A 24884-nucleotide genomic window follows, 5' to 3' on the forward strand; every position below is an offset into this window, starting at 1 on the left:
CGCAGGGGGGCAGGCTGTCGCTCTTGCGGTACTCGCGCTCGGCAGCCCGTCCGGTGGCCCGGAGGGCGTCAAATTCTGTCATGCTCACTGGTTCAGTCCTTCCAAACGGGTGTGCCGTCGAAGCGCCGATAGCTCATCTTGCGCTTGGGCTTGGCGAGCCCGAGGTGCTTGTTGCGCTTGCGCGCCTCGGTGGCCTTCTGCTGCACGTCGGCGCGGGTCTTCGCGCGGTGGCAGGGCTTTCGGAGGGCGCGCAGGTTGTTCTCGTCGTTAGCACCGCCGAGGATCAGCGCTTGCGCGTGATCGAAATCGATCTGTTCTCCAGCCACGCCGAGCTTGACGCCGCAGCCGCATCCGCAGACGCCGCCCTGGCGGGTCACGATGCGTGCCTTGACGCGGGCCGGTGCCGGGGTGTCGTCGGTGCGGCCGACCCATGCAGGGACAGCGCGGCTCATGAAACGTGCCCCCAAGTTCTACCTTCGAGGACCGCTTGCACGGTCGCGGGATGCACGTCGAAGGCTGCGGCTATCACCCTCTGTGACGCACCCTTGGAGCGCATCTCTCGGATGCGCCGAATGGCCCGAGTGTCGAGTCTCGCGTTACCCGAGCTCTCCCCGATCGGCTGGTTTCCAGCGGCACGTTTGTCTTCGTTATTCTCGGCGACGGTGCCCCAAGACAGATGGTTGGGATTGACACAGCCGAGGTGACCATTTCCGCAGCGATGCATTGCGACAGCGTCGGGGAAAGGCGGGGTTCCGTGTTTCAATTCGCACATAATGCGGTGTGCGAGCCTCGTCGTGAAACCCGGCATCTTTGCTCGACCATATCCACCCGCATCGCGGCCGAGTGGCCAGATGAGGCAATCGTCGCCGTCGAACTCACTCAGCTCGATGAGCTTGCGCGCGCTCTTGTTCTGCTTCGCCAAGTCCATCACGCGAACTCCTGCTCGTACCTAAGCGCTTCGGGATCGGTCAGGCGGACCCCCTGGCTGGTCCAGTGCCTCTGCATCTGGTCCATGAACTCGGTCATCTGCTTGGCGGTCATGAGACGCGTGACCGGAAGGTCGAAAGCCTTGATCGCGTCCAGTTTTTCCTCGTAGTCGAGCTGCTTCATCGTCCGGTCATAAGAGAGCCGGAACGCCTCGTTCTCGGCGCGCAGGATCGGAACGCCTATGATCAGTTTGCACTCGGCGCGGACCTCTTCATGCGTCCTGTCGCCGAGCTGGGTGGCGACGTCCGTGAACCAGCGCCGAGCGAGCCGGTTTTGCGCAGACGAACGGGTAGCGCCCTGAGCCCAAGTGACCGTGATGGGGAGCTTGCGCCCGCCCAGCAGGAGCGCCAGCGCATCGGCATGAGCGGGCTCTCTGATGACCTTTGTCGGCATCAGTAGGCCTCCTGCTCGGTCCAGACGCGGACGCCGGCGATTGCCCGGTCGTGATGGTTCCGGCGCACATAGTCTTCGATGAAAGCGGTCATCGCGGCGCGATCGTTCTGGGCGATGTCGTGCAGTGCGGCTCGGTGATCATCGAGCACGTAGCGAGTGACGGTGCGGAGGCCCTTGGGCTTGTCCTTGGCCGCGGCGCTGGCGCTCTTCTGCGCGGCCTTGGCGTCTTCCATCTTCTGCGCGGCATCGCGCTGCGCCTCGATATCGCCAACGTCGGCCTGCCGTGCTGCTTCCTCGGCCTCGCGGCGCTTTCGTTCAGCCTCGGCCCGCGCGGCGCGCTCGGCCCGCGCCTTCTCCTCGGCCAGCTTGACCTTGAAGTTGGAGACCAGGGCCGCGAGCCCCTTCTTCATGCGCTCGGCGTCGTCCAGCGTCGGCTTCCAGCGCGCCTTCTCGCCCTGCCAAGCCTTGTGTAGCGGGCCTACGACCTCCTTCTCGGCTTTCCCGAGCTCGGTGGCGTAGGTGCGGATCTCCTTGAGCACCGCGTCGACGGCCTTCATTTGGTCCTCGGTCTCGACCTTCTTCCCGTCGAGCCAGTTCTCGGCCTCGGCGATCGCATCGCCGTAGGGTTCGATTGCTGCGTCGATGGGGTCGATCTCCGCCGGCGGGTTGTTGTGACCGATCATCGCGATATCGCTGGTGGCGTTGTCTTTGGGCATGATGCGGCTCCTCAGTAGGGGATTTCGTCGATGTCGCCGTAGCCGCCGCCCTGCGGGCCGCTGGCGTTGGCATCGCGCCATTCCTGCATGGCGCGCTGGACGCGGTTCGCTTCATCCGACGCCAAGGTTTGAAGGCGGGAAAACTCTTTCCGGAAGCGTTCGTCTGCATCGACACGATCGGCGCCGACCTCACGAATGCTGGCGATCATCTTGTCGGCAACCTGCCGCGCGTTCGGCCCGCGCTGCTCTTGGTGCTGTTCGCGCCGCTGGCTGCGATGCGGCTCACGGCCCGGCCCGTTGTCTTCGATGGGGTCCGCCGCGTGGGCGTCATCGTCGACCTCCGCAGAGAGGCCGAGAGCAGCCTTCAGCGTGTAGCGCTGCAAGTAGGTGACCGCCGATCCGATGGACTGGAAGCCGTTCTTATTGCCGGAGGTGTCGGGCTGCGCGAAAAGGGACGTCTCCTCGCTGTGCCCGTCGGCGTGGGCGATGACGCAGGTCACCTTCACGCCGCCGCTCGCCTGGTCTGTGCGGAAGCGATACGAAAGGCCGTGCTCCGCCATTACTGGATCGATCACCTTGGCGATGCCCGCGAGCGTCTCATGACGGTAGTGCGTCCGGCCCTTGGCGCTGGTGAAGTCGACCATGGCGTCCTTGTGGATCGGCGGGAAGCTGGAGCGGGCGCCGGAGAGGGCCTTGGCGAAGGCAACCTTGGCGCTCTGCGCGTCCATCCGCTCCTTCATCGCGAGCATGCGCTCGAGCTTGTCGAGGTCGGCGTCGGGATTGAGGACGATGCGCTCGATCATGGCGACCATAGGGTCGTCCTTGATGTGGACGACCTCACCGGTTGGCCGCGTCTGATGTTCAACTACCGCATTCATGCTGCTTGCTCCTTCTGGGAAAGAACCGCCGGCGCATCAGCGGTCGCATCCTGCAGGGCGCGTTCCGCAATGGCGGTGGTGGTTTCGGGGTAGGCGCTGGCGAAGTCGGCCAACGCGGCGTTGATGTGGCGGTTAAGCAGGCTCTGCAGGGCGCTCTCGGTCACTTCTGGCTCCACTCGGCCATGCAGTCCTCGCAGCAGAAGACGAACTGCCTGTCGTCAATCGCGGCCATGTTGGTGTCATCCTCGGCGACTTCGCCGCACTGCTCGCAGATGGTCACTTCCTCGGCGCAGATGCCGCAGACCGGCCCGCCGTAGCGGCGTTCCACGGCGTCCAGCGTCGGCGCGTCGAACTCGGTCGGATGGCTGCGGGCCATTTCCTCTGCCCAGAGCGTGTCGTCGTTGCAGCAGGCGCAGGTGAGGGTGGCTTGGCCGAAGGCGCCCAAGGCGAGAACGCTGGTGCTGATTTCTGGCGTGCGGTGGTGAAAGCTCATCGGGTGTCTCCCTATGGAAATCCCCGCGATTGGCGTTGCCTTTGCGGCGGGGCGTAGAGAGAGATGTAGCGAAAATCGCTACCTCACGCAAGGGGAAATGTAGCTTTATTCGCTACACCACTTCTCGCTATCCGACTCGGCGTGCTACACTGCCCCTGTCAGCGCTGTGCTGGCGGCAAAGAAAAACCCCGCCGGAGCGGGGGTAGCAAGCCTGACCGATGGATCGTTAGCTATGCCAGATGATCAATGGGGGCGAACGATAGCAAGTGGATACGCTTCGGTCGCAGAGCTCCGTCAGCGCCGCGATTGCACTCGACCACCAGGTTCGCGATTACACTGCGATGATTGGCAAGCTTGTCAGGGTCCACCGTTGGGTAAAGGTCCATGGGAAGTCGTTTTGGGAAACGGTCATCCCCGACTATCGCCGCGCCCCATCCCTGCTTGTGCCTGTCGCGATCAGTGCCCCTCAAGTCCAGTCGAGCGAACTCCAACTCGACATTCTCACTGTCGTCAACGGCCTCGAGATCTGCGTCATTGGGGAACTCCTGCAGTACGTCTGAAGAGATGTCGGGTGCGTTCCGCATCTCAATGGACTCACCAGGGCATTTTCGTGCTGGCCGCAAGAAGTCTGCAACTTTTGGTATAAGCGCCCTGCGTCGAGCGGGTGGCAGGCTGCGCTCGAGGGCCTTCTCGACCTGATGTTCATCGACGCCGACGATGGCACCGATTTGCTGGATTACGACGTTGTTCTCGCCGTGGATGTGAATGGAGGGCGCATTGGACTCTTTTGATCTGGTGACGCGTTCGTATCCGTAGCGCGCAACCATATATGTTGCGCCCAAAGCCAGTAGCGTGACCAGCCCCTCGTACTCTTGCGGTATGTCGACACCAAACATTTCTTCAATGCTGCCCGCTACTTTGTCCTCAATCTGGGTCTGATATTTGCCGTAGACTTCGACCAGGAGGTCCCAAGCCAGCGACGACGTTGTGATTGATTCTACACGTATTTTGGAGCTGTCATATCGAAAATTCTCGTCTAACTCGGAGAGAATTTTGAGCCCTTCTTCCAGCAAAGTTTTCTGAGCAGAGAGTGAGAGAATGAGTTCATCGACTGTGAAGTCGTGACCGGTGTAACGGCCTGCATGATGAAATTGTAAACGCACTAACTCGTTACCCTATGGTCGTCACTTGTCGATTTTTTTTGCTGATACTGAAGAAGTTCAGGCGGAAATTTTACGCCTTCTTCGCGAGTTCGGCCGGCCAGTGCAGACGAACCCGCGCTGCCCACTTGAGGCGGACATTCCACATCGTGTTGGCGCCGGGGTTCAGCGAGATCAGGTGAAACAGCCCTGGTTCGTCGCCAGCCTTCACCTGCTTCACCCAGCCCATTCCGGCCACATCTTCCACGACGCAGCGATGACCGACAACTTCTTCAGGCACGCCATCGTGCGTCTCGCGGGTGTAGAAGAGCAGGTCGCCCGCGCTGTACACGGGCTCCATGCTGTCGCCGACCACCTCCACGGCAACGACACCGTGTGGCGATAGGCCGGGCGGGCATTCGACCTGAGGGCCGTCGCCCTTGGTGTAGGCGTCGAAGACGGGGACTTGCGCGCCTGCACCGACCTTGCCGGCAATCGAGATCGTGTTAGTCGCCGGGTCTTCTCCTGGCACCTCGAAGCCCGTGATCTCCGAAATGTGCAAGAGCTCCTCGGCTGAGATGGCACGTTTTCCCAGAACCATCTTGTTGATGGTCGATCGGTCAACCTTTTTGGGAACTGCCGCGTCCAGTCGCTCGGCCAGCGCAGATTGGCTAAGCCCTGAATGTTCAAGGGCTTGAGAGAGCCACTCATGGAGCGGCGTGGATATGGGGGCTCGCGCGATCATGTCGGCGAGCAACATAGCTGGGCTTGTGATTAGCATCTGTAACGAAAATCGCTACAGGCCGCCTTGCGTTGCGTAGCTAAAATCGCTACAACTGCCACATGGAACCCGCAAGCAGTATTATCTCGGCCCTTGGTGGCCCAACTGCGGTAGCCGAGGCAATCGGCATTCACCGCACACGCGTCTCGATGTGGCAGGCCCCGCGGGCTCGCGGCGGCACCAATGGCCTCATCCCCTATCGCCATGTCTCCAAGATCATGGAGTTGGCGCGCGTGAAGGGGGTCGACCTGCAGGCCGCAGATTTCATCCCGTGCGCTCAAGGCGCCGCCTGATCCCAAACACTGTTCCATTCCTCGAACATGGGCCAGCGCAAAACAATACAAAAGAAAACGAGGTTTCTCATGCAGGTATACCGCGGCCCGGCGATCAGAGCGCTCTACAAGCAGCTCGTCGCGGACTTCGGCGGCGTCGAGGCTGCGGCGCACCTTATAGGTTGCGAGAAGGGCACGATCTCGAAGCAGATGAACGGCCACGCCGCGATCGGCGCCGAGCACTACGGAGCGCTCGAAGACGAGGTGGGACGCTGGCCCATCACTGAACTGATGTTCGCCCGCAGAGAGCGGAGTTCCCAAGAAGTCGAACGTGATGCCCTGATCATGAGCGCAATGCGCGAGCTGGCCGATGTTGGCCCTGCGCTGCTCGCTCTCGCAGCGAAAGGAGACGCAGCCGCGATCATGAAGGAAGGGCCAGAAGCGCTTGAAGTGCTCAATCGTCTGGTTCGCCACGTGGAGAACCAGGAATGACCCAGACACCGGCCAATCTCCTCCTGGCCGGCCCGCGCGGTGGGGCGGTCTCCCCTCATGTGTCCCGCCGCGCACCCGAATTCCTCAGCCGTCCCGCATGCGGAGCCACTCCCGCATTTCGGAACCCAACACGTGCAGCGGGGCCGCGTGGCGGCTGTTGGAGCCCCGCACCCATTCCGAGCCGCGCGGGAACCTATCCCCGTGAGAGCTCGCGCCACCGGGGCCGCGAGGCGGCTCAGGAAGCCCCGGAAACCTCCCTGTTGGATACTGGCCGGGGGCCCTGAGCTCCCGGCGCCTTTCTGCAACCTCTCATTACAGGAGCGCCACATGGCCGCATCACTGAACAAAGTCATGCTCATCGGTCACCTCGGGGCTGATCCCGAAGTCCGCACGTTCCAGTCGGGAGGCAAGGTCTGCAACCTGCGCCTTGCGACGTCGAAATCGTGGAAGGACCGCAACACGGGCGAGCGCCGAGAGCGTACCGAATGGCACTCGATTGCCATTTTCGCAGATGGCCTCGTGCGGATCGCCGAGCAGTATCTGCGCAAGGGCTCCAAGGTCTACATCGAGGGCGAGCTCGAGACACGCAAGTGGCAGGATCAGTCCGGCCAGGACCGCTACACGACCGAGATCGTGCTGCGCCCCTACGGCGGCACGCTAACCCTCCTCGATAGCCGCCAGCGCGACGGCGGCGGGGATAGCGGCTATTCCGGCGGCGGCTCCTACGATGACGGCGGCCGTGGCGGCTATTCCGGAGGGGGTTATGACCGCGGCGATGGTTACGGCGCCGGTGGTCGAGGCGGCTCGCGCGACATCGACGACGAGATCCCCTTCAGCGCCGAATGGAGGGTCTGATGCGGAAGCTTTTTCGCACATTCCGTCGCGCGGTCGACCTGCGCCCGAAGGCGGCGCTGCGTGCGCGTGCGGCCGAGATGGATCGCCTCGCCGATGAGCAGCTCGCCGAGGCGCGCCGCCGCCGGAACACCCAGGCAATCGGTCGCGCCCTGGAGGCCAAGAAAGCCGCGCGGCGCGAGATGCTGAGGGTAGGGGCATGAACGGCTGCCTGCTCACTCTCGCCGGGTTGCTCAGCGGCCCCGCACCGGGCGCCACGCTCTTCGCCATGATGAGCCGCCCCGGCCCGTTCTCTCGGTATGGCTCGGCTGAATGCCGCGTCGTTCGGGCGCTTGGGATCGAGGGGAGCGGGCCGACATGGGACGAGGCCGCTCGCAAGTGGGCCGAAGGGGCCCGCTGGCTGGCCACCCAGCCTGAACCCGTCCGCGCTCCCGTGCAGCTAGACCTGCTGGAGTTGGCGGCATGAGCGAGGGGCGCGGCAGCATCAAAATCGAGGGCGACATGGTGGTGATCCGCGTGCCGCTCGCCGAGGCGCACAGCCTGCGAGTGGCGCTCGAGCCGTGCCCCTGCAAAGCCACAAAATCCGCCGCGACCGCATCAATCCGGGAGCGTATCGCCAAGGGCCTCGTCTTCGCCCTGGCAGGGAGAAAGTCATGAGTGGAACGGTCAATATCTCGCGGTCGCTCTGGGAAGATGAGGCCTTTGCCGCAGACCCATTCAGCGAGCGCGAGGCGTGGATCTGGATGATCGCAGAAGCCTCGTGGAAGCCCCGCAAGAGGCGCGTGGGTGACTACATCGTCCCGCTTGAGCGCGGACAGCTCGCCGGGTCGATCCGTTTCTTCGCGAAGGCGTGGAAGTGGACCCCAGCCAAGGCGCAACGGTTCCTTGATCGTATTCAGAAGATGGATCTCATCCGACGCGAAACCGATACAGGTGTGACAGTCGTAACTATCTGTAAGTACGACGAATATCAGTATGGGGCGAAAGCACCCGATGCACCTCCGATACAGGACCGATACACCTCCGATACAAACGAGAAGAAGGGGGAAAGAAAGGGGAAAGAAGGGAAGGAGGATACTAACGTATCCTTGCCGCCTGCCGGCGCCGACCTTCATCCCGCCAACGATCTTTCCCACGCTGTCGGTCGATACAACGCGGCGGCCGAAAAAGCTGGATGGCCTCAGGTCCAAAAGCTCAACCCGAACCGCTCCAAGCTTCTCCGAGCACGTCTCAAAGACTGCGGCGGCGTCGAAGGCTGGGAGGTGGCGCTTCGCAAGGCGTTTGACAGCGACTTCCTCCGTGGCCGCACCTCGGCTGGCTTCGTGCTCAGCTTCGATTTTCTCATCAAGGCCGCCAACTTCACCAAGCTCATGGAGGGCAACTATGACAACCGCAGTGGCAATTTTGGACACCAGGCAGCCCGCCCAGGTGGACAAGGGTCTAGCCTTTTTGACGCGTGTGCTGCAGTCGCAGCGCGTCGTTCCGGCCGAGCGTGAAGCGGTGCAACGCGTGGTGAACGCTCTCAGCCAACCGGCAGACCCTGTGCGCATCATGGCCCGCGTCGGCGCGCTCCTGGAACCGTACTACGACAAGGGAACTCCTCAGAGCATCCGGGAGATCGAGATGGAGGACTGGGCCGACGCGCTGGGGAAATACCCGTACTGGGCAATCGAGCGCGCCGCGAAATGGTGGAAGTCCGAAGGGAACCCTCAGCGACGCAAGCGCCCGCTCGAAGGCGACATCGCGGCCCGCTGCAAGGTCGAACTGATGGCTGTCCGCGCCGCAGAAATCCGGGAACGCGGAGGATGGCGCGGGAACTTCATGAGCCACGAGGAACGCGGTGAGCCCTGCAGCCCGGAGGCGGCCAGCGAAATCCTCGCTCGCGCCGGCTTCACGGCCAAAACGTTCGGGCAAGAGGCGGCAGAGTGACCGAGAGCAAGGCATATCCCAGCCTCGAGGCGGTGCCGCTGTTCAAGTACGGGCTGATCATGGCGGACCCGCCCTGGCACTACGAGCTGAGATCGGCAGCCGGGGAGGCCAAGGCGCCGCAGGCCCAGTACGAGTGCGCGCCTCTCGACTGGATCAAAGAACTGCGCGTCGCCGACATCGCAGCGCCGGACTGCGTCCTCTGGCTCTGGGCCACCAACCCGCTCCTGCCGCAGGCACTGGAGGTGATGAGGGCTTGGGGCTTCACCTTCAAGACCGCGGGGCACTGGAGCAAGAAAACGAAGAACGGCAAGCAGGCCTTCGGCACCGGCTATCTGCTGCGCTGCGCGGGCGAGCCGTTCCTCATCGGCACGATCGGCAACCCCAAGACCTCGAAGGCGGTGCGCTCCGTCATAGAGGGGCCGATCCGCGAACACAGCCGAAAGCCGGACGAGGCGTTCGCGGCGGCCGAGCGGCTCTGCCCCGATGTCTGGCGCATCGAGCTTTTCAGCCGCCAGCGGCGCCCGGGATGGGACGTGATGGGCAACGAAACCCACAAATTTGAGCAGGAAGAGGCAGCATGAAACCCCCGTTTTTCAATGGTGAAATGGCGACCTACGAGAGCGTCGAGGCAGCGCTCAACGCCGGGTACAAGAGGCTCACGGGCCGAGACTTCACCGCGCAGCAGGTTCGTTCAGCGGCGGCCGCCGCGGCGTGCCGCGAGGAGGGCGACGCATGAGCGAGTTTTCCAGCCTCTACGCGCTGCAGCCGCAGACAGGCCAGCGCCTCCGGCACGAGTTCGGATGGCTCTACACCTACGAGGGCGTCAACTTCGCCGGTCAGCACTTCGGTCGCGGCGAGGATGGCATCCTCTACGCGCTCACCGAGGGCCAATTCTGGAAGAGGGAGGCCACGGAATGACCTGGTATTTGGGCATCACCACGACCCGCCTGATCGCGCCCCGGCCCGGAACCGAGAAGATCCGCGGGGAATTCGCGGTCGAGCAGCAGCTCCGCGACCTCGGGATCGAGGCTCACGCTCCCCGCCGGGTGACCTTCGTCCGCTCGGGCAAGAAGCGCTACGCCGAGGCGCAGGTGGGCGCATACCTCCCTGGCTATGTCTTCGCGGACATCCCGGCGCACCTCTATATGGACGCCGCATCCTGCCGCGGCCTGTCGCGCACCATGATGGCGATCCCGCTCAAGGAGGTGCAGAAGCAGGTGCAGACCTTCATCGCCGCGGCCGCCGAGGAAGAGGCCGAGGCCGATCGCATCCAGGCGCGCAACGACCGCGCCGCGATGAGCCAGTTCAGCTCGGGCGACGCGCTGGAGATCATCTCCGGGCCCTTCATGGATCAGGCCGTCGAGTTTCAGCGCATGGTGCAGAACGCCGAGGGCTGGCCGGAGATCATCGGCAATGCCTCGCTGTTCGGTCAGCGCGTGCGAATCCGGATCGATCCGCTCGACGTGCGGAGGGCAGGGTGCTGATGGAATGGTGCGGATCGAGTTGGTGAATGCGCAGGTTTTTTTCGGCCTATTCTTGCAGGGGCGTGCGCATCTTTGTACTTATCCGGGAGAGAATGTTTTAAGGGGATATCTTGTATGTCTGAGAAGAAATCGGGGGCAGGTTGGTTCGCGTTTCTGGCTGCCGTAATCGCTTTGGGTCTTTGGAGTTTCAACTTAGCGATTGGCCTTGGCTGGGCTGGGGGGGGGCGTGAAGGCATACGTCGGTGAGCGCGGGACGTTTGGCGACGTATTTGGCGCTGTCAACTCATTGTTTACCGGATTTGCGTTCATCGGTGTGGTCTATTCCTTCTTGTTGCAGAGGGAGGAGCTAAGGGTCTCAAGAGAGGAGTTAAGCGGAACGAAAAAAAATTCTCGCCGATCAAGAGGAAAATCAATTCGAGCAGAATCGCGCAAATAGGAAGAAGATGTTTGAAGATACATATTTTCAGATGTTTAGTTCCTTTGTTAACCTTTCGGAAAGTATTTCAATCCACAGGTTAGATGGAAGTCTTCTTACCGGAAAGGAGGCGCTGCGCTATGTTTTAAACCAAATTCATGCCCCCTGTTCAGATGCTCTCATTGGTGTAAAAAGTGGGGGGGTGGATGTCTTCCGGGATAAATACGATTATGTTTTTGACCGGCATGAGCAGAAGGTCTCACATTATTTCCGTGTACTCTACTCCATCGTGAAGTTTGTTGACGTATCGGACGTGGAGAATAAGCATTTCTACGTGAAACTTCTGCGTGCGCAATTGTCTGGAGCCGAAGCGGATCTTTTGATGCTTAATTATCTGTCACGGCACACCACGGAAAGATTTAACCATCTCGTGGAGAAGTACGGGCTTTTGAAGAACATAGATCTAGATGGTCGGGTGTACCGCGCTTTGTCTCACGAGATCCCGCCTGCAGCGCTCGGGCGAACTCGAATGGAGAAACTTTAGGAAGACAAGATGCTCGAATGAGCTGGCAGCGCACCTTTGTTTGGTACTTGTACTCGGTTCGGCACCCAAGTATCATTATTACCTGAACTAGCCGAATTGCGCTTGCACCAGCCCGGCGGCGGTCAGGTGGCGTACCGGACGGTGAATTCCGGAACAGGCGGGGCTCGATGGCTCCGCCACAGCAGCCTTCCCCACGCGCGGCAGACGAGGTGATCCGGTCATGATCCCCATGCCACCCTCCGATGTCGCGGACGCCCTCGGCGACGCCTTCGCCCCGGCGCCCAATATGGGGGTGTGGGCCCGCGAGACCTTCATCGCCGAGGGCGCCGACCTCTTGAACGAGGACCACGCGCACCTCCGCGCAGCCACGCCGGGCTTCCTCTGGACCAACGTCGGGAACACCAAGAAGGGGCGGATGGTCATCGGGCAGGCCGAGCCCGGCGCGCCGCAGGGGGCCATGGGCAAGTGGAGCCGCGCAAGGGCAGAGCTCCAGGTGGCCGAGTGGTTCGGCACCATCCCGGATTTCATCATCACGCTTCAGGCGGACTGGTGGCTCAGCGCCACGGACCCGCAGCGCTGCGCTCTGGTCGAGCACGAGCTCTACCACTGCGCGCAGGCAACGGACGCCTTCGGGGCGCCCAAGTTCAACAAGCAGACGGGCAGGCCCTCCTTCACCATGCGCGGGCACGACGTCGAGGAGTTCGTCGGGGTGGTCCGCCGCTACGGCGCGACGACCGCCGGAGTGCAGGAGATGGTCGACGCTGCGCTGGCGGGGCCGGAGATCGGCGAGGCCGAGATCTCGAGCATTTGCGGGGTCTGCCTGAGGGCCGCCTAAACCGGAAGGGCTCTTGAAGCGCCATGGCACGAGAACGACTGACCCCAGACCAGCAGACCTACGTTGTGCAGGCGCTCGCCTGTTTCGACAGCCCGAGCACCGTGGCCGCCGCGGTCAAGAAGGATTTCGGCCTGGTGGTCTCGCCGCAGTCCATGGAGGCCTACGACCCGACGAAGCGCTCGGGGGCCAAGCTGGCGAAGAAGTGGCGGGCTCTGTTCCACGAGACCCGCAAGGCGTTCCTCGAGGACACCAGCGCGATCGGCATCAGCCACCGGGCGGTGCGGCTCCGTGCGCTCCAGCGGATGGCGGACAAGGCGGAGTCGCAGGGCAACATGGTCCTGGCGTCCTCGCTGCTTGAGCAGGCGGCGAAGGAGACCGGCGGCAGCTACACCAACCGCCGCGAGGTGGGGGGCTTGGGCGGCGGGCCGGTGCAGCACGAGGTCCGCAGCCTGTCGGATTTCTACGGTGGCAAGGGAGAGTAGCCCGCCGACGCTGAACCCGGTCCTGAGGGAGTTCTGGCTTACACCAGCCCGCGAGCGCGTCCTCTACGGGGGCCGGTCCAGCTCGAAGTCATGGGACGCGGCGGGGTTCGCGGTCTTCCTGGCCACGCAGTGCCGCATCCGCGTGCTCTGCGCCCGGCAGTTCCAGAACAAGATCGCGGAGTCGGTCTACACGCTGCTCAAGATCCAGATCGACCGCTTCGGTCTTCGGGATCAGTTCGTCATCACCGAGAACTCCATCCGGCACAAGCTGACCGGCTCGGAGTTCATGTTCTACGGCCTCTGGCGGCACATCGACGAAATCAAGTCGCTGGAAAGCATCGACATCTGCTGGATCGAGGAGGCGCACAACCTCACCGCCGAGCAGTGGGAAATCCTCGAGCCCACCCTGCGCGGCGAGGGCTCGCAGTTCTGGATCATCTTCAACCCGCGGCTGGCCTCGGACTTCGTCTATCGCAAGTTCATCACCGGCACGCCGAGCGCGGTCATCAGCGGCAAGATCAAGGGCGTCGTCGGTGCCACCATCAAGCGGCTGATCAACTACGACGAAAACCCGTTCCTTTCCGACACCATCGTCAAGGTCATCGAGCGCAAGCGGGCCGAGGACGAGGAAGAGTACCGGCACATCTACCACGGCGAGCCCCGCCAGGACGACGACGCGGTCATCATCAAGCGGTCGTGGCTCATGGCTGCGATCGACGCGCACAAGAAGCTCGGGCTGGAGCCCGCTGGCCGCAAGCGCGTGGGCTTCGACATCGCGGACAGCGGCGCGGATTTCTGCGCCACCGTGATTGCCCACGGCTTCCTCGCTCTCCAGTGCGACGAGTGGAAGGCGGCCGAGGACGAGCTGCTCAAGTCCGCCGGGCGCGTCCACCGGCTGGCGCGGGAATCCGGCGCGGACATCGACTTCGACAGCATCGGCGTCGGCGCCTTCGCGGGCGCTCACTTCGCCGCCCTGAACGAGGAGCACGCCGTCCAGGTCACCTACCGCGGCTTCAACGCCGGGGGCGGGGTGCTGAATCCCGAGGCGCGGGTCGACCCGCACGACACCGACCCGAACGCGCCGACCAACAAGGACTTCTACGCCAACGTGAAGGCGCAGGCCTGGTGGGACATCGCCCGCCGCCTCCGCAACACCTTCAACGCGGTCGAGAAGGGGCACCGGTACGACGCCGCCGACCTGATCGCGATCAGCAGCGAGTGCGAACACCTCGACCAACTGATCGACGAGCTGGCCACGCCCCGCAAGGACGTCGACAACGCCGGGCGCTCCAAGGTCGAGAGCAAGAAGGACCTGGCGAAGCGTGACGTCGCCTCGCCGAACAAGGCCGACGCGTTCGTCATGGCCTTCGCGCCGATCCAATCGGCCCCGACGGTCCAGATGCTGCTGAGCTCCGCGGCCCGGGCGAAACTGAAAGGCAACCGATGACAGACCAGAAAGACCGCTCTGCCATCGTGAACGCGCTGGCGCTGCTCGCCAATGCCGCCAGCCGGCGCATGTCGACCATGTTCCCGGGCTACTTCAAAGAGGCCAAGCACAACCACTATCGGGACTTCGGCTGGCCGAACGAGGTCACCTTCGACCTGCTCTACGCGATGTACTGCCGGAACGGCCTTGCCCGCGCCGCGGTGAAGAAGACCGCCCGCAAGGTCTGGCAGGATCACCCGTTCCTGGTGGAGCGCGAGGAAGCGCACAAGGAGACGACCCTCGAGGGGGAAATCCGGCAGCGTTTCGCGGACCTCCGGGTCTGGCAGCGCCTCGCCGAGGCCGATCGCCGCAGCATGGTCGGCGGCTACGCCGGGGTGATCCTCCGGGTGGCCGACGACAAGCGCTTCGCTGAGCCGGTCGCCCGCGTCGGCGGTGGGCTCGACGGGCTGGTCGAGATCATCCCCGCGTGGGAGGGGCAGCTCAAGGTCTCCACTTGGGACACGGACGAGACCTCCGACACCTACGGGCAGCCGACCATGTTCTCGTTCAACGAGGCCGAGGTGGGCAACGACGCGCAGGGCCGCAACCGCGCCTTCGAGGTCCATCCCGACCGCGTCATCGTCTGGTCCGAGGACGGCACCGTCCATGGCCGCTCGATGCTGGAGCCGGGGTTCAACGACCTCCTCACGCTGGAAAAGATCACCGGCGCCGGGGGCGAGGGCTTCTGGAAGAACGCCAAGTCGGCCCCGGTCTTCTCGATCGAGAAGGATGCCCAGCTTGCCCAGATGGCTCAGGCCATGGGCGTGGACGTGTCGGAGATCGCCGACGCGCTGAACACTCAGACCGAGAACTGGCAGAAGGGCTTCGACCAGAGCCTGATGCTGCAGGGCATGAAGGCCGACACGCTGGCCATCACCCTTCCCATTCCCGAGCATTTCCGGGCGGGCGCGCTGGAGAACTTCGCCGCCTCGATCGAGATGCCCAAGAAGATCCTCACCGGCATGCAGACCGGCGAGCGCGCCAGCACCGAGGACGCCGACGAGTGGTCGCAGACCTGCATGGGCATCCGGTCGGACCGGGTGATCCCGGCCATCATGGAATTCGTGAACCGGCTGGAGCGCTTCGGCATCCTGCCCGAGCGCGACTGGTTCCTGCAGTGGGCCGACCTGACCGAGGCCAGCATCGGCGAGAAGATCGACCGGGCCGACAAGATGGCCAGCATCAACGAGCGGGCTTCCCGCACGGGCTCGGGCGAGATCGTGTTCACCTCTGACGAAATCCGCGAGACCGTCGGCAAGGAGCCCCTGAGCGACGCTGACGCGCTGCCCGATGACGACGAGGCGGACTTGGACCCGCCCGACGACGGCGAGGAATAGGAGCTTCCCCATGACGAAACGAGTTCGGGTCAACGTCCGCGCGTTGGCCAATACGAAGGCTGCCCGCCGCGAGAAGCGCAACGGGCGCGACGTGATCATCGTGCCGAGCGCCACGCTGCCCGACGACGTGGTCATGAACAACATCCTCTACCCGGCCGACGAGATCGAGAAGAGCTTCGCCAGCCTGAACCGCACGCCGGCGCCCGCCGGTCACCCGCTGATCAACGGCAAGTTCGTCAGCGCCCGTGACCCGGAGGGCATCAACATCGGCTGGATCGGCGCTTGGAACGAGAACGCGCGCCGCGAGGGCGGGCGGGTGCTGCTCGACAAGGTGATCGACGTGCAGACGGCGAACCAGTCCGAGCGCGGCAAGGCGGTGCTGGAGGCAGTCGACAAGGGCGAGCCGATCCACACCTCGACCGGCCTGCTGTGCAACCTCGAGGCCGCCAACGGCGACGTCGCCTACAAGCACATCGCCCGGGACATCGACTTCGACCACGACGCGATCCTGCTGGACGAGGAGGGCGCGGCCACACCCGATCAGGGCGTCGGCATGTTCGTCAACTCCGCCGGCCAGCCGGAAGAGCTCGAGGTCATCAACTCGGCCATCGACATGGCCGACCAGGAACTCGACTGGGCCGGGATGCACCTGCTCAGTGCGCTTGAGCGGCGCGAGCGCGCTTCCACGTGGGAGCGCATCAAATCCGCCATCATGGATGCCCTGCCGGGCGCCTCAGAGCGGGAACCCTCTGCAAATCAAGGAGAAGCAGACATGGCTGACGACAAGCAGCTTGAGCAGCTTTCCGCGAAGGTGAACGCCATCGAGGAAGGCCTGTCGAAGATCGGCGAAACCATCGCCAACGCCGTGGGCGAGGCGGTGAAGCCGCTGAAGGACCACGTCGAGTCGCTCGACGCCGCCAACAAGGCCAAGGAGGACGCCGAGAAGGCCGAACTCGAGGCCAAGGTGGTCAAGGCGAACATCCTCGACGAGGAGACCGCCAAGGCGACCCCGCTGAACACCCTGCGCGCCCTGGCGCCCAAGGCCACGGCTGGCAAGGCCGCCGCGCTCAACGGCGCGTTCGGCGGCTCCAGCGACAAGGACGAGTGGGATGGCTTCAGCCTGAACGCCGCCGCCAAGCAGAAGGAGGCCTAATCCATGGCGAACGTCATCTACCGCGGCCCGATCAAGGACGAGCCGGAGACTGTCTCCGACAAGACCGTGGCGGGCGCATACCTGCCGGGCATTCTCGTGACCGAGAGCGCCACGGCCCTCACCGTCGCCACGGCGGCCGACATCGAGGCGGATCTGCTGATCCTCTCCAACCGCCGCTTCTACGACCAGGGTGTCGGCGATGCCTACGCCTCGGGTGACACCGGCGTGGCCTACCGTCCGCGCCCCGGCGAGATCTACCAGACCCGCCTCGCAGCCGCGACCTACGCCAAGGGTGCTCCGCTCACCATCGGCGCGTCCGGTTATCTCACCGCCGCTGCTGCCGGGGAACGCGTCGTCGCGTTCTTCGAGGGCGTGGCGGGCGCAATCACCGCCGGCACGCTGAACGACGTTCGTATTGCGAACTCGTTCAACATCGCCGCAGCATAAGGAGGACGCACACATGTTCGTCTATAACTCCCGTCACCCGATGGGCGCCGAGAGCGGCGTGGATATCCCCGACCGCCTCGCGCTCGCGACGGATGAGCAGAGCCGCGTGATCGCTGCCAACCGCGCCGCCGCCGCCCGCCGGGATACCAGCTTCGAAGAGATGCTTGGCAACGCCGCCGGTGTCATCGGCAACGCGTCGGCCCTTCCGCGCGACGTCTGGGGCATCTGGGACCGTGAGGGCATCGAGGTGCAGCGCGAAGTGCTGGCCGTCTTCGGTGACCTGGCGGGCTCGGTGGGCATGCCCATGCAGATCGGCAAGCTGGTCCACTATTTCCAGCAGATCAGCGACTCCGGCGAGGCGCATGTCTCGATGGATGGCCGCTCCAAGGCCCGCACCGACCAGCCGCAGATCACCTACCAGGGCACCCCGCTGCCGATCGTGGACAGCACGTTCAGCTTCGGCTGGCGTCAGATGGCCGCGGCCCAGTCGGAGGGCTTCCAGCTCGACGGCGCCGCCCGCCGGAATTCCATGTTCAAGGTGGCGAAGATGCTCGAGGGCATGGCGATCAACGGCAACAGCAAGATCGTCGTCGGCGGCGACCAGCTGTACGGTCTCGGCAACCACCCGAACCGCAACACCCGCTCGACCACCAACGACCTCTCGGCCTGCACCGGCGCCGAGTGGCTGGGGGACGTGAACGCGACCCTGAAGCTGCTGCACGGCGACAACTACCGGGTGCCCGCCACCCTGTATGTCAACTGGGACGACTGGTTCTACGCCACCCAGACCGACTTCTCGGCGGCCTACCCGAACAAGACCATCGCGCAGCGCGTGCTCGAGAACGGTGGCGTCCGCGAGGTCATCCCGGCCTCGGACGTGCCCGCCGACACCATCTTCGCCGTGGTCAAGGACCGCCGCGTCGTGCAGGTGCTGAACGCCATGCCCATGGCCACCCGCCAGCAGTTCCGCGCCAACCCCGAGGACGACTACAACTTTGTCGTCATGGCGGCGCAGGCGCTCGAGATCAAAACCGACGCCGAGGGCAACTGCGGTATCGCGCACTCGTCGTGACCTCTGTGATGGGCCGGGTTCGCTCGGCTCATTGCCAGAGGTCATGCAAAGGAGTCTCCTCATGAAGACCAAGTTCGAGATCACCAAGAAGGGCGTCGAGGGCCAGAAGGTCGGCGATATCGTCGAGTTCGACGGCGAGAAGGTGCCCGGCTTCCTGCTGAACAAGGGCCGCGTGCTGACCGAGCGCGTCGCCGTGACCAACCCGGCCACCGGTGCTGTGCAGGAGTCGGCCCAAGAGCGTCAGGCGCTGCTGGCCGAGGCTGCCAAGGTGCTTGACGACGAGCACTTCAGCGCCGAGGGCGTGCCGGACGTCCGCGAGATCAACGCTCTCCTCGACGAAGGCGTCGCCAAGTTCGCGGCCGCAGAGCGCGACCAGCTCTGGCCGGGCATCGCTGAGGCCGTGAAGGCGGATCGCGGCTGATGACTGCCACGGTTGAGGGATGGATCGCCTACGCCGCGGCGCGGGGCGACACGGTCGCGGATGACGCCGACAGCGCCGCGGCGCTGGTGCGCGGGTCCGACTACGTCGCACGGTTCTACCTCAACCGGCTGACCTCCTCGGCGCCCGATCAGGTCGTCGACGAGGCCACCTACGAGGCGGCGAAGCTGGAGCTGACCAACCCGGGCTTCTTCTCGAAGACCTACACCGCCGACCAGCAGAAGGTGCTGACCAAGGTCGGGAGCATCCAGTGGACCGTGCGCGGCGACGCGAGCGGGGCCGAGGCGGCCACCCCGATCAGCACCACGATCGAGGCGATGTTCTATCCCTACATGCTGGAGCGCGGGAAGACCCCGGCTTTCCTGATGAGCATCGGCCGGAGCCCGGGCCTGTGAGCGGGGCGGATATCGCCGCGGAAGTGGCTGCCGCGATCGCAGAGGCAGGGGCCGAGACGGGCGGCGGGGTGCCGCTGGTGGGGACCATCACCCGTGTGACCGGCGCCGACGAGACCACCTATCCGCCGACGCCGGGCGGCGCGACCGACTATGCCTGCACCGTGGTTCTCGACCAGTACAGCGCCCGGGACCGAGAGGGCACCCAGATCGCCGCTCAGGACGTCAAGGCGATGATCGCCCCCGACGCCGAGACCGACCCGCGCAACGGTGACGCCTTGACCGTGGCGGGCAAGACCTTCAGCATCGTGAACGTGGATGCGATCCAGCCGGGGGGCGTGGTCTTGTACTGGGAATGCCAGGCACGAAAGGGCGAGGACTGATGGCCGACACGCGCGCTGCCTTCCTCGCAGAACTCGACAAGGTCGCGCCCCAGCTGCGCGACGCCTTCGAGCGCGCCATCCAGGACATCCGCAGCACCGCGCAGGCCCGCGCCATCGACGAAGCCATCAAGCGCGCGATCGAGACCGGCGACATCGCTGGCGGGGTGCAGCAGGTGGTCGCAGCCATCCAGCTTGGCAGCGAGTTCTTCGCCCCGCTCGATCGTGCCATTTCCGAGGCGTTCTACCAGGGGGGAGTATGGCAATTGTCCAACCTCCCAAAGCGCGTCTCGATAGGCTCGCAGGGGCCGCTGATCATTCGCTTCGACGGGCGGCACCCGAACGCGGAGGCGTGGACGCGCAGGCACAGCGCGGCGCTGATCACCGAGATCACGGACGACACCGAGAAGCTGATCCGGGAGACGCTGACTGAGGCAGTCGAGCAGGCGCGGCCCTACCGCCGTGTGACGCGCGAGCTGCTCGGGCGTACCGATGGCAACCAGAAGACCGGCGCGCTGATCGGTCTCCATTCCCGGCAGGCGCGGGCAGTGCGCGGCGCCCGGCGCGAACTGGATGCGCTGGACGTCCGCTACTTCACACGCACGCTTCGCGACAAGCGGTTCGACAGCGTCGTGCGCAAGGCGATCGAGGCGGGCCAGCCGCTGAGCGTCGCCGACATCGAGCGCATCACCGGGCGCTACTCAGAGCGCCTCCTGCATGCCCGGGCGAAGACCATCAGCCGGTCCGAGGGAAACCGGGCCATGAACGCCGGGCGCGCCGAGGGCGTGGTCCAGATGATCGAGCGGGGGGGAAATCCTTCCCGAGCACGTCAGCAAGCGCTGGGAAGCAACGCCCGGCCCGCGCACGAGAGACAGCCACCGCGCGCTCGGCGGGGCCGAGGTAAAGTGGGGTCAGCAATTCATCAGCCCCGTGACCGGCGCTGCGATGGACTGGCCGCATGACGAGGATGCACCAGCGGCGGAAACGATCAACTGCCGCTGTAGCTGCACTTTTAGGACGGACTGGCGGGCGGTGGCGCGCTGGCGCCGGGCCAAGGAAGGGCTCGCGGCCTAGCCGGGCTACTCAGCCGGGTGGTGCTTAGAGGGCTTGTCGGTCACGCGCACGACGAAAACGACTGCGCCAGCAATGGCGAGAGCGGCGACCGGGACGATGATGTCAAACAGGGTCACGGAAAGCCATCACGCGGCCACCAGATGATATGGTTTCACGAGGCAGCCAGCGGGAACCTGCCACTCGCTGTTGATCTTGTAGATCATTTCCACGGTCAGCGCCCGTTTGCGGTTCAAAACCTCAGAAGCGCGAGGGCGAGAACCAAGAAGGTTGGCAAGATCGGCCTGGGTGCGGCCTGTAGCTTCCATATGGGCCTTGAGAATCTCAACAGGATCGACCTCCGGCATGGGGAAGTGCTTGTCCTCATAGTGCTCCACGAGGTCCACAAGAATATCAAGTTCATCGCCGTCAGGAGTGCCGGGTTCGGCTCCCCAAAGAGCTTCGATCCGGCCAAGAGCGGCGCGGTGGTCTTCTTCGGTACGGATGGGGCGAATGCTCATATCCAATCCTCTCAGAACTGCGAAACCGTTAGGGCGTCGATGCGATCATACTCGGCGTGGGTGCCGACAAACTTGATAAACGCCACGCTGCGCCGGAAGTCGAACGCGCAGATCAGGCGGAAGTCACCACCGGCGATTTCGAAGCGGACACGTTCGGCGTTCAGAACTTTGGCCTTTGAGAAAGAGGCTTGCACGTCGCTCGTCGTCGCCCATTCGGCAGCGGCGGTAACACGATACCAGTGATCCAGCGAAGCACGCGCAGCCGGGTGCGTGTTCCCGAAAGCGACAATGGTGTTCCTTGCGATGATCCGCATGTCTGGCCTTGTGTTCCCGTATTGGGAATATACGCCGGAGCGTGCGAGTTTCAAGTCAAATGTGACTGCCTAAGGTCTTATGCAGCTGAGTGCGGTATGGCCGGTACGAAAACAGAACAGGCCATACCAGTGGAGCAGGTGGAGGAGGGTGGGCGGCGTTAGGTGCGGGAATAGAGGCCGTTGCACGGGTCTTCAGAATGGCAGTTCATCCGGCACATCCAAGCGATGTCCAACAGGACGAGATGCATCGTAGGAGAGCTTGAGCGTCTGCGGATAGTGCCCATTTCCATGGGTGGTGATCTCAATGTCTTCGCTGCTTCGAACGTTGACGATTTGAACGTCTTTGTTTGGACTCTGAAATCGGAAGGCGATCCCGTCATCTTCGAAATCTATCCCACGGACGAGTGGATGCCCGGATAGTACGACGCCGGCAGCCTCTCCAGGCTCAATGCCAGGTCCCAATGCGGACAGGTACCGTCCAACAAGAGATTCGATAGTGTCTCGGCTCTTGAGGGCCTGATCAAGCAGTCTCCTGGCAGCCTCAACTTCGGATGGAAGGCCTCTATCCTTCTGGAATTCAACGATTCTTTCGACCAGTTCAGTTGGAAGTTCATACACTCTACGCCTGGTCGCCGGGCTCGTATCTTGGATGTTTTCTGGAGTGTCCGAAGTCATGTGTAAGCCTCTTGTATACTCGTGTGACATACGCCCGCACATTTCTGTTGACAATTGTAAGTCTAGTTAACAAATATAGTGACATGATGTGTGCAAGAGGAAAGGTAAGGCCGATGAACCCTTATACGCAGAACGCTGTGGAGCGCGGGGCAAGATCGCGCATCGTAGTCGATCTTGCGGACGAACTGATAGCGGAAGTGGACGCGTGGGGAGTGCCTGCTGGCATGAGATCCAGAGCCGACGCGATCCGCAATTTGCTGAGGAAGGGGCTTGATGGCGAGCAACAACCAACCACGCAAAAGTAAAGGCCGGCGGAGCGGCAACTCCATCCGGCCTTGGTTGAAATCCACGTTCAAAGGGAATTCCAAGTGAAAGTACTAAATCGCCGCGGATTTATCAAGTCCGCACCAATCACCGCCTTGCTGGCGGCAACCCCGGCCGTCGCTTTCCAGGCGCCGATCACCGAAACGCCAGACCCTGATCCGATCCCCGACTGGCTCAACCAGTGGAAGGCAGCGCGTGCCCAGTGGGACGAAGCGCCCGAGGGCAGCGCGGACGACAAGGCGCTCTGGACCAAGGCCGAAGACCTCGCGCAGCGCATCCAAGAGGCCACGCCGCGCACGCATGACGGCGCCGTGGCGCAGCTCGAATGGGTTATCGCCGACAGCACCGAAGCCGACTTCCAGTACGGCCACCGCGAGGTGCTTGAGACGGCAGTCGCTTCCCTGCGGGGAGGTCTGGTCTGATGGAGCGCCAGAGTATGCACCAGATCGCAGCAGTATCCCCGGCAATGTTCGGCGAAGCGCTGACCATGAGCAGCCGCGAGATCGCGGAGCTTTGCGAGAAGCGTCATGACCATGTGTTGCGCGATATTGAGAGGATGCTACGAGATATTGACGCCCCCAACTTTGGGGCGGTTGATTTCGAGGCGCAGTATCCAGACGCAAAGGGCGAATGGCGGCGTGAGTTCCGCCTTCCTAAAGACCTGACCGTAACTCTGATCACCGGCTATCGAGCGGACCTTCGGTTCCGGGTGATCAAGCGCCTTGAAGAACTCGAAGCGAAACCAGCGATGCTCTCCGGCCCGCAGTTGATGGCTGCGGCGCTCATCGAGGCACAGGCCACGCTTTCGATGCAGAATGCCCAGATCGAAGAGATGCGCGAGGACGTGGCGGCGCACGAGCGGCTGACGAAGGCAGACGGCTCTCTCAGCATCACCGAGGCGGCCAAGAACCTCGGGCTTCGCCCGAAGGACCTCTTCACCTGGCTCGCCTCGAATGGCTGGATCTACAAGCGCACCGGCGGTGCGAACTGGCTCGGATATCAGTCGAAAACGAACGTCGGCTACCTCGAGCACAAGAGCACAACGGTGCTGAGGGCAGACGGTTCGGAAAAGATCACCGAGCAGGTCCGCATCACGGCCAAGGGGCTCGGGAAGCTGGCAAAGCTGATCCCCGGAGTGGCGCGCGAAGCCTGATCGGCTCAGAAGCACCAGCTAGACGCAGGGCGGTTCCTCCGGGAGCCGCCCAAGACGCGTGGAGGCAAGCATGACGCAGAACTTCGCCGCCGACGTCCGCCGCATGACCGAAAAGGCCAAGGCTAACATGGAGTTCGTCTTCAAGGCCTCGGTGCAGGACGTGAGCGAGATGATGACCCGTCGCCAGCCCAGCGTGAAGGACACCGGCGGCACCTTCCAGGAGGGCTACGTGCCCGTCGACGAGGGCGAGCTGATCAACAGCGTCGAGGTGAGCGTGAACGGCGCGATCACCGGGCAGGGCGGAAACGACGCGCCGCCCTACTTCGTTGCCTCGCTCGGCACGCTGCAACTCGGCGGGGCGGCCGAGGTAGTCTTCACCGCGCCGCACGCGCGCCCAATGGAATACGGCTTCCGCACCCGCGACGACAACGGCGACGGCGACAGCCAATACGCCGGGGGCGACGTCGACGTGCCCGGGCGCTTTTTCGTCCGCAACGCCGTCCAGAACTGGGGCGTCATCGTCGACCAGAACGCTCGGCTCTTCGAGGACTGATCATGAGCATCACCGCGGGCCATCAGGCCCTGATCCGCCGGGTGGTCACGATGACCGCCCCGCCCAACATCGCTTTGCCCAACGGGCCTGGTAAGGGCCTGCCGCGCTACGTGGTTCAGGCCGCCGGCGGCGCGCAGCAGCCCGCGACGATCTCGGGGAAGACCCGAGCCTTCCCGGAAATCGTCGTGCGCGTGGAGACCAAGGCATGGCCCGTCGGCCAATACGCGATCGAGAGCGACGCTCTGGTCGCGGCTCTCATCGCTCGCTTTCCGGTCGGCGTGAAATTCGACGGCGTCAAAATCGACCGCGCGCCCGAGGCGCGTACCGCGCTGCCGGTGACCGACGGCGTCTACTCTGTCCCGGTCATCATCCGGGGCACCTTCACCTTCTGACATCATGGCATAGGAGCTCAGACCATGTCGGACAGCCACATCGGAGCCACGCTCTACATCTCCACCACGCTTCCCGCGACGAACAACGCTGCCGGGTTCGAGGCGCTCACTTGGGTGCAGGTCAACGGCCTGATTCAGGAGCCGCAACTCGGAAAAACCGATGCGATGATTGACGTGCCGAACCTGACCACCGGCTTCACCAAGGCAGTGAAGGGCGCGGGCACCGGCATGGATAGCCAGGCGCAGTTCGAAGACGTGGCCAGCGACGCCGGGCAGACCGCCCTCATCGCCGCCGCCCAGAGCTACCCCGGCGCCTGCGCGGTCAAGGTCGGCTATGGCACCGGCACGGACAACGCTCTGCAGTCCGGAGACCCTGTGGTCTACGCGCAGGGCATTGCGCACAGCCACCAGCGTAACCAGGGCACCACGACCAGCTACAAGGGCTTCCAGGTGGGCTTCCGCCAGAACGCCACAGCTGTCGAAGCCACCGAGCCGGCATAAGGA

At 63.8% G+C, this 24884-nt stretch carries 40 protein-coding genes; 28 read left to right on the forward strand and 12 right to left on the reverse strand.

Features of this window, described 5'->3' with window-relative positions; all coding sequences use genetic code 11:
* Window positions 1-92 precede the first annotated feature (92 nt).
* The 9 genes from CLG85_RS01500 to CLG85_RS01540 form a co-directional block, all read right to left on the reverse strand.
* On the reverse strand, window positions 93-452 hold the full coding sequence (locus CLG85_RS01500) for an HNH endonuclease (RefSeq protein WP_095880531.1): 360 nt from the start codon (window positions 450-452) through the stop codon (window positions 93-95).
* Window positions 449-928, reverse strand: coding sequence for an HNH endonuclease (locus tag CLG85_RS01505; RefSeq protein ID WP_095880530.1), 480 nt, complete (start codon window positions 926-928; stop codon window positions 449-451). Before CLG85_RS01505 ends, CLG85_RS01500 begins: the two co-directional genes overlap by 4 nt.
* Window positions 928-1380 (reverse strand): hypothetical protein, encoded by a 453-nt coding sequence (locus tag CLG85_RS01510; RefSeq protein ID WP_095880529.1) that lies wholly within the window; start codon window positions 1378-1380, stop codon window positions 928-930. The genes CLG85_RS01505 and CLG85_RS01510 overlap by 1 nt, the downstream gene beginning before the upstream one ends.
* The gene (locus CLG85_RS01515; protein WP_095880528.1) at window positions 1380-2096 is read right to left on the reverse strand and encodes a hypothetical protein; all 717 of its coding nucleotides are present in this window, start codon (window positions 2094-2096) and stop codon (window positions 1380-1382) included. The genes CLG85_RS01510 and CLG85_RS01515 overlap by 1 nt, the downstream gene beginning before the upstream one ends.
* 11 nt (window positions 2097-2107) lie before the next feature.
* The gene (locus CLG85_RS01520) at window positions 2108-2974 is read right to left on the reverse strand and encodes an ERF family protein (protein WP_095880527.1); all 867 of its coding nucleotides are present in this window, start codon (window positions 2972-2974) and stop codon (window positions 2108-2110) included.
* Window positions 2971-3138 carry a hypothetical protein gene (locus CLG85_RS01525; RefSeq protein ID WP_176476448.1) on the reverse strand — a complete coding sequence of 56 codons (168 nt, stop codon included), beginning with the start codon at window positions 3136-3138 and terminating at the stop codon, window positions 2971-2973. The genes CLG85_RS01520 and CLG85_RS01525 overlap by 4 nt, the downstream gene beginning before the upstream one ends.
* Entirely contained in the window at window positions 3135-3467 is a 333-nt protein-coding gene (locus CLG85_RS01530) for a hypothetical protein (protein WP_095880526.1), read from the reverse strand. The genes CLG85_RS01525 and CLG85_RS01530 overlap by 4 nt, the downstream gene beginning before the upstream one ends.
* Before the next feature lie 230 nt (window positions 3468-3697).
* Window positions 3698-4630 (reverse strand): hypothetical protein, encoded by a 933-nt coding sequence (locus CLG85_RS01535; RefSeq protein ID WP_141244408.1) that lies wholly within the window; start codon window positions 4628-4630, stop codon window positions 3698-3700.
* Between the two features lie 70 nt (window positions 4631-4700).
* Entirely contained in the window at window positions 4701-5366 is a 666-nt protein-coding gene (locus CLG85_RS01540; RefSeq protein ID WP_235865278.1) for a S24 family peptidase, read from the reverse strand.
* An 83-nt stretch (window positions 5367-5449) separates the two neighbouring features.
* Between CLG85_RS01540 and CLG85_RS01545 the strand changes: the two genes are divergently transcribed.
* The 23 genes from CLG85_RS01545 to CLG85_RS27640 all read left to right on the forward strand — a co-directional run bounded on the left by CLG85_RS01545 (window position 5450) and on the right by CLG85_RS27640 (window position 20472).
* Window positions 5450-5680 (forward strand): helix-turn-helix domain-containing protein, encoded by a 231-nt coding sequence (locus CLG85_RS01545; RefSeq protein ID WP_141244407.1) that lies wholly within the window; start codon window positions 5450-5452, stop codon window positions 5678-5680.
* 69 nt (window positions 5681-5749) lie between these two features.
* The gene (locus tag CLG85_RS01550) at window positions 5750-6151 is read left to right on the forward strand and encodes a hypothetical protein (RefSeq protein WP_095880523.1); all 402 of its coding nucleotides are present in this window, start codon (window positions 5750-5752) and stop codon (window positions 6149-6151) included.
* 327 nt (window positions 6152-6478) lie between these two features.
* A complete protein-coding gene (gene ssb, locus CLG85_RS01555; RefSeq protein WP_095880522.1) occupies window positions 6479-7006 on the forward strand; it encodes a single-stranded DNA-binding protein in 528 nt (175 codons plus the stop codon).
* A complete protein-coding gene (locus CLG85_RS01560; protein WP_095880521.1) occupies window positions 7006-7206 on the forward strand; it encodes a hypothetical protein in 201 nt (66 codons plus the stop codon). The genes ssb and CLG85_RS01560 overlap by 1 nt, the downstream gene beginning before the upstream one ends.
* Window positions 7207-7465: 259 nt before the next feature.
* Window positions 7466-7660: a hypothetical protein gene (locus CLG85_RS01565; RefSeq protein WP_095880519.1), complete on the forward strand. Its 195-nt coding sequence runs from the start codon at window positions 7466-7468 to the stop codon at window positions 7658-7660.
* The gene (locus CLG85_RS01570; RefSeq protein ID WP_095880518.1) at window positions 7657-8499 is read left to right on the forward strand and encodes a hypothetical protein; all 843 of its coding nucleotides are present in this window, start codon (window positions 7657-7659) and stop codon (window positions 8497-8499) included. The genes CLG85_RS01565 and CLG85_RS01570 overlap by 4 nt, the downstream gene beginning before the upstream one ends.
* A 13-nt stretch (window positions 8500-8512) precedes the next feature.
* Window positions 8513-8932 (forward strand): hypothetical protein, encoded by a 420-nt coding sequence (locus CLG85_RS01575; RefSeq protein WP_260348317.1) that lies wholly within the window; start codon window positions 8513-8515, stop codon window positions 8930-8932.
* Window positions 8929-9513 carry an MT-A70 family methyltransferase gene (locus CLG85_RS01580; RefSeq protein WP_311734938.1) on the forward strand — a complete coding sequence of 195 codons (585 nt, stop codon included), beginning with the start codon at window positions 8929-8931 and terminating at the stop codon, window positions 9511-9513. Before CLG85_RS01575 ends, CLG85_RS01580 begins: the two co-directional genes overlap by 4 nt.
* Window positions 9510-9668: a hypothetical protein gene (locus CLG85_RS01585; protein ID WP_176476446.1), complete on the forward strand. Its 159-nt coding sequence runs from the start codon at window positions 9510-9512 to the stop codon at window positions 9666-9668. The genes CLG85_RS01580 and CLG85_RS01585 overlap by 4 nt, the downstream gene beginning before the upstream one ends.
* Window positions 9665-9850, forward strand: coding sequence for a hypothetical protein (locus CLG85_RS01590; RefSeq protein ID WP_095880516.1), 186 nt, complete (start codon window positions 9665-9667; stop codon window positions 9848-9850). The genes CLG85_RS01585 and CLG85_RS01590 overlap by 4 nt, the downstream gene beginning before the upstream one ends.
* Window positions 9847-10416, forward strand: coding sequence for a transcription termination/antitermination protein NusG (gene nusG, locus CLG85_RS01595; RefSeq protein ID WP_095880515.1), 570 nt, complete (start codon window positions 9847-9849; stop codon window positions 10414-10416). The genes CLG85_RS01590 and nusG overlap by 4 nt, the downstream gene beginning before the upstream one ends.
* A gap of 443 nt (window positions 10417-10859) precedes the next feature.
* The gene (locus CLG85_RS01600; RefSeq protein ID WP_260348318.1) at window positions 10860-11375 is read left to right on the forward strand and encodes a putative phage abortive infection protein; all 516 of its coding nucleotides are present in this window, start codon (window positions 10860-10862) and stop codon (window positions 11373-11375) included.
* A 220-nt stretch (window positions 11376-11595) separates the two neighbouring features.
* A complete protein-coding gene (locus CLG85_RS01605) occupies window positions 11596-12210 on the forward strand; it encodes a putative metallopeptidase (RefSeq protein WP_095880513.1) in 615 nt (204 codons plus the stop codon).
* Window positions 12211-12233: 23 nt separating this feature from the next.
* Complete coding sequence (locus tag CLG85_RS01610) at window positions 12234-12692, forward strand: DUF2280 domain-containing protein (protein ID WP_095880512.1); 459 nt, start codon at window positions 12234-12236, stop codon at window positions 12690-12692.
* Complete coding sequence (locus CLG85_RS01615; RefSeq protein WP_217989674.1) at window positions 12676-14139, forward strand: PBSX family phage terminase large subunit; 1464 nt, start codon at window positions 12676-12678, stop codon at window positions 14137-14139. The genes CLG85_RS01610 and CLG85_RS01615 overlap by 17 nt, the downstream gene beginning before the upstream one ends.
* Window positions 14136-15515 (forward strand): anti-CBASS protein Acb1 family protein, encoded by a 1380-nt coding sequence (locus CLG85_RS01620; protein WP_217989673.1) that lies wholly within the window; start codon window positions 14136-14138, stop codon window positions 15513-15515. The genes CLG85_RS01615 and CLG85_RS01620 overlap by 4 nt, the downstream gene beginning before the upstream one ends.
* A 10-nt stretch (window positions 15516-15525) precedes the next feature.
* Window positions 15526-16668, forward strand: a complete 1143-nt coding sequence (locus CLG85_RS01625; protein WP_095880511.1) for a hypothetical protein — start codon at window positions 15526-15528, stop codon at window positions 16666-16668.
* A gap of 3 nt (window positions 16669-16671) precedes the next feature.
* Window positions 16672-17115, forward strand: a complete 444-nt coding sequence (locus tag CLG85_RS01630) for a hypothetical protein (protein ID WP_095880510.1) — start codon at window positions 16672-16674, stop codon at window positions 17113-17115.
* A gap of 13 nt (window positions 17116-17128) precedes the next feature.
* Complete coding sequence (locus CLG85_RS01635) at window positions 17129-18187, forward strand: major capsid protein (RefSeq protein WP_095880509.1); 1059 nt, start codon at window positions 17129-17131, stop codon at window positions 18185-18187.
* Between the two features lie 61 nt (window positions 18188-18248).
* Window positions 18249-18608 (forward strand): hypothetical protein, encoded by a 360-nt coding sequence (locus tag CLG85_RS01640; RefSeq protein WP_095880508.1) that lies wholly within the window; start codon window positions 18249-18251, stop codon window positions 18606-18608.
* On the forward strand, window positions 18608-19021 hold the full coding sequence (locus tag CLG85_RS01645; RefSeq protein ID WP_095880507.1) for a hypothetical protein: 414 nt from the start codon (window positions 18608-18610) through the stop codon (window positions 19019-19021). Before CLG85_RS01640 ends, CLG85_RS01645 begins: the two co-directional genes overlap by 1 nt.
* Window positions 19018-19401 (forward strand): head-tail joining protein, encoded by a 384-nt coding sequence (locus tag CLG85_RS01650; protein WP_260348323.1) that lies wholly within the window; start codon window positions 19018-19020, stop codon window positions 19399-19401. The genes CLG85_RS01645 and CLG85_RS01650 overlap by 4 nt, the downstream gene beginning before the upstream one ends.
* A gap of 810 nt (window positions 19402-20211) precedes the next feature.
* Window positions 20212-20472, forward strand: a complete 261-nt coding sequence (locus CLG85_RS27640) for a phage minor head protein (RefSeq protein WP_375796891.1) — start codon at window positions 20212-20214, stop codon at window positions 20470-20472.
* Window positions 20473-20597: 125 nt separating this feature from the next.
* Here the strand turns inward: CLG85_RS27640 and CLG85_RS01660 are convergent, their stop codons facing one another.
* From CLG85_RS01660 to CLG85_RS01670, 3 genes are all read right to left on the reverse strand, one after another.
* Window positions 20598-20969, reverse strand: a complete 372-nt coding sequence (locus tag CLG85_RS01660) for a helix-turn-helix domain-containing protein (protein ID WP_095880504.1) — start codon at window positions 20967-20969, stop codon at window positions 20598-20600.
* An 11-nt stretch (window positions 20970-20980) separates the two neighbouring features.
* A complete protein-coding gene (locus tag CLG85_RS01665; protein ID WP_095880503.1) occupies window positions 20981-21283 on the reverse strand; it encodes a type II toxin-antitoxin system HigB family toxin in 303 nt (100 codons plus the stop codon).
* A gap of 192 nt (window positions 21284-21475) precedes the next feature.
* Complete coding sequence (locus CLG85_RS01670; protein WP_141244403.1) at window positions 21476-21958, reverse strand: hypothetical protein; 483 nt, start codon at window positions 21956-21958, stop codon at window positions 21476-21478.
* A 368-nt stretch (window positions 21959-22326) separates the two neighbouring features.
* Between CLG85_RS01670 and CLG85_RS01675 the strand changes: the two genes are divergently transcribed.
* From CLG85_RS01675 to CLG85_RS01695, 5 genes are all read left to right on the forward strand, one after another.
* The gene (locus tag CLG85_RS01675; RefSeq protein ID WP_141244402.1) at window positions 22327-22704 is read left to right on the forward strand and encodes a hypothetical protein; all 378 of its coding nucleotides are present in this window, start codon (window positions 22327-22329) and stop codon (window positions 22702-22704) included.
* A 14-nt stretch (window positions 22705-22718) separates the two neighbouring features.
* A complete protein-coding gene (locus CLG85_RS01680; RefSeq protein ID WP_176476444.1) occupies window positions 22719-23435 on the forward strand; it encodes a phage antirepressor KilAC domain-containing protein in 717 nt (238 codons plus the stop codon).
* A gap of 70 nt (window positions 23436-23505) precedes the next feature.
* Window positions 23506-23988, forward strand: a complete 483-nt coding sequence (locus CLG85_RS01685; protein ID WP_095880498.1) for a hypothetical protein — start codon at window positions 23506-23508, stop codon at window positions 23986-23988.
* Between the two features lie 2 nt (window positions 23989-23990).
* Window positions 23991-24380 (forward strand): hypothetical protein, encoded by a 390-nt coding sequence (locus tag CLG85_RS01690; RefSeq protein ID WP_095880497.1) that lies wholly within the window; start codon window positions 23991-23993, stop codon window positions 24378-24380.
* 24 nt (window positions 24381-24404) lie between these two features.
* Window positions 24405-24881 (forward strand): hypothetical protein, encoded by a 477-nt coding sequence (locus CLG85_RS01695; RefSeq protein WP_095880496.1) that lies wholly within the window; start codon window positions 24405-24407, stop codon window positions 24879-24881.
* Window positions 24882-24884 lie beyond the last annotated feature (3 nt).

The organism is Alloyangia mangrovi (genome assembly GCF_002300555.2).
Taxonomy (GTDB): Bacteria; Pseudomonadota; Alphaproteobacteria; order Rhodobacterales; family Rhodobacteraceae; genus Salipiger; species Salipiger mangrovi.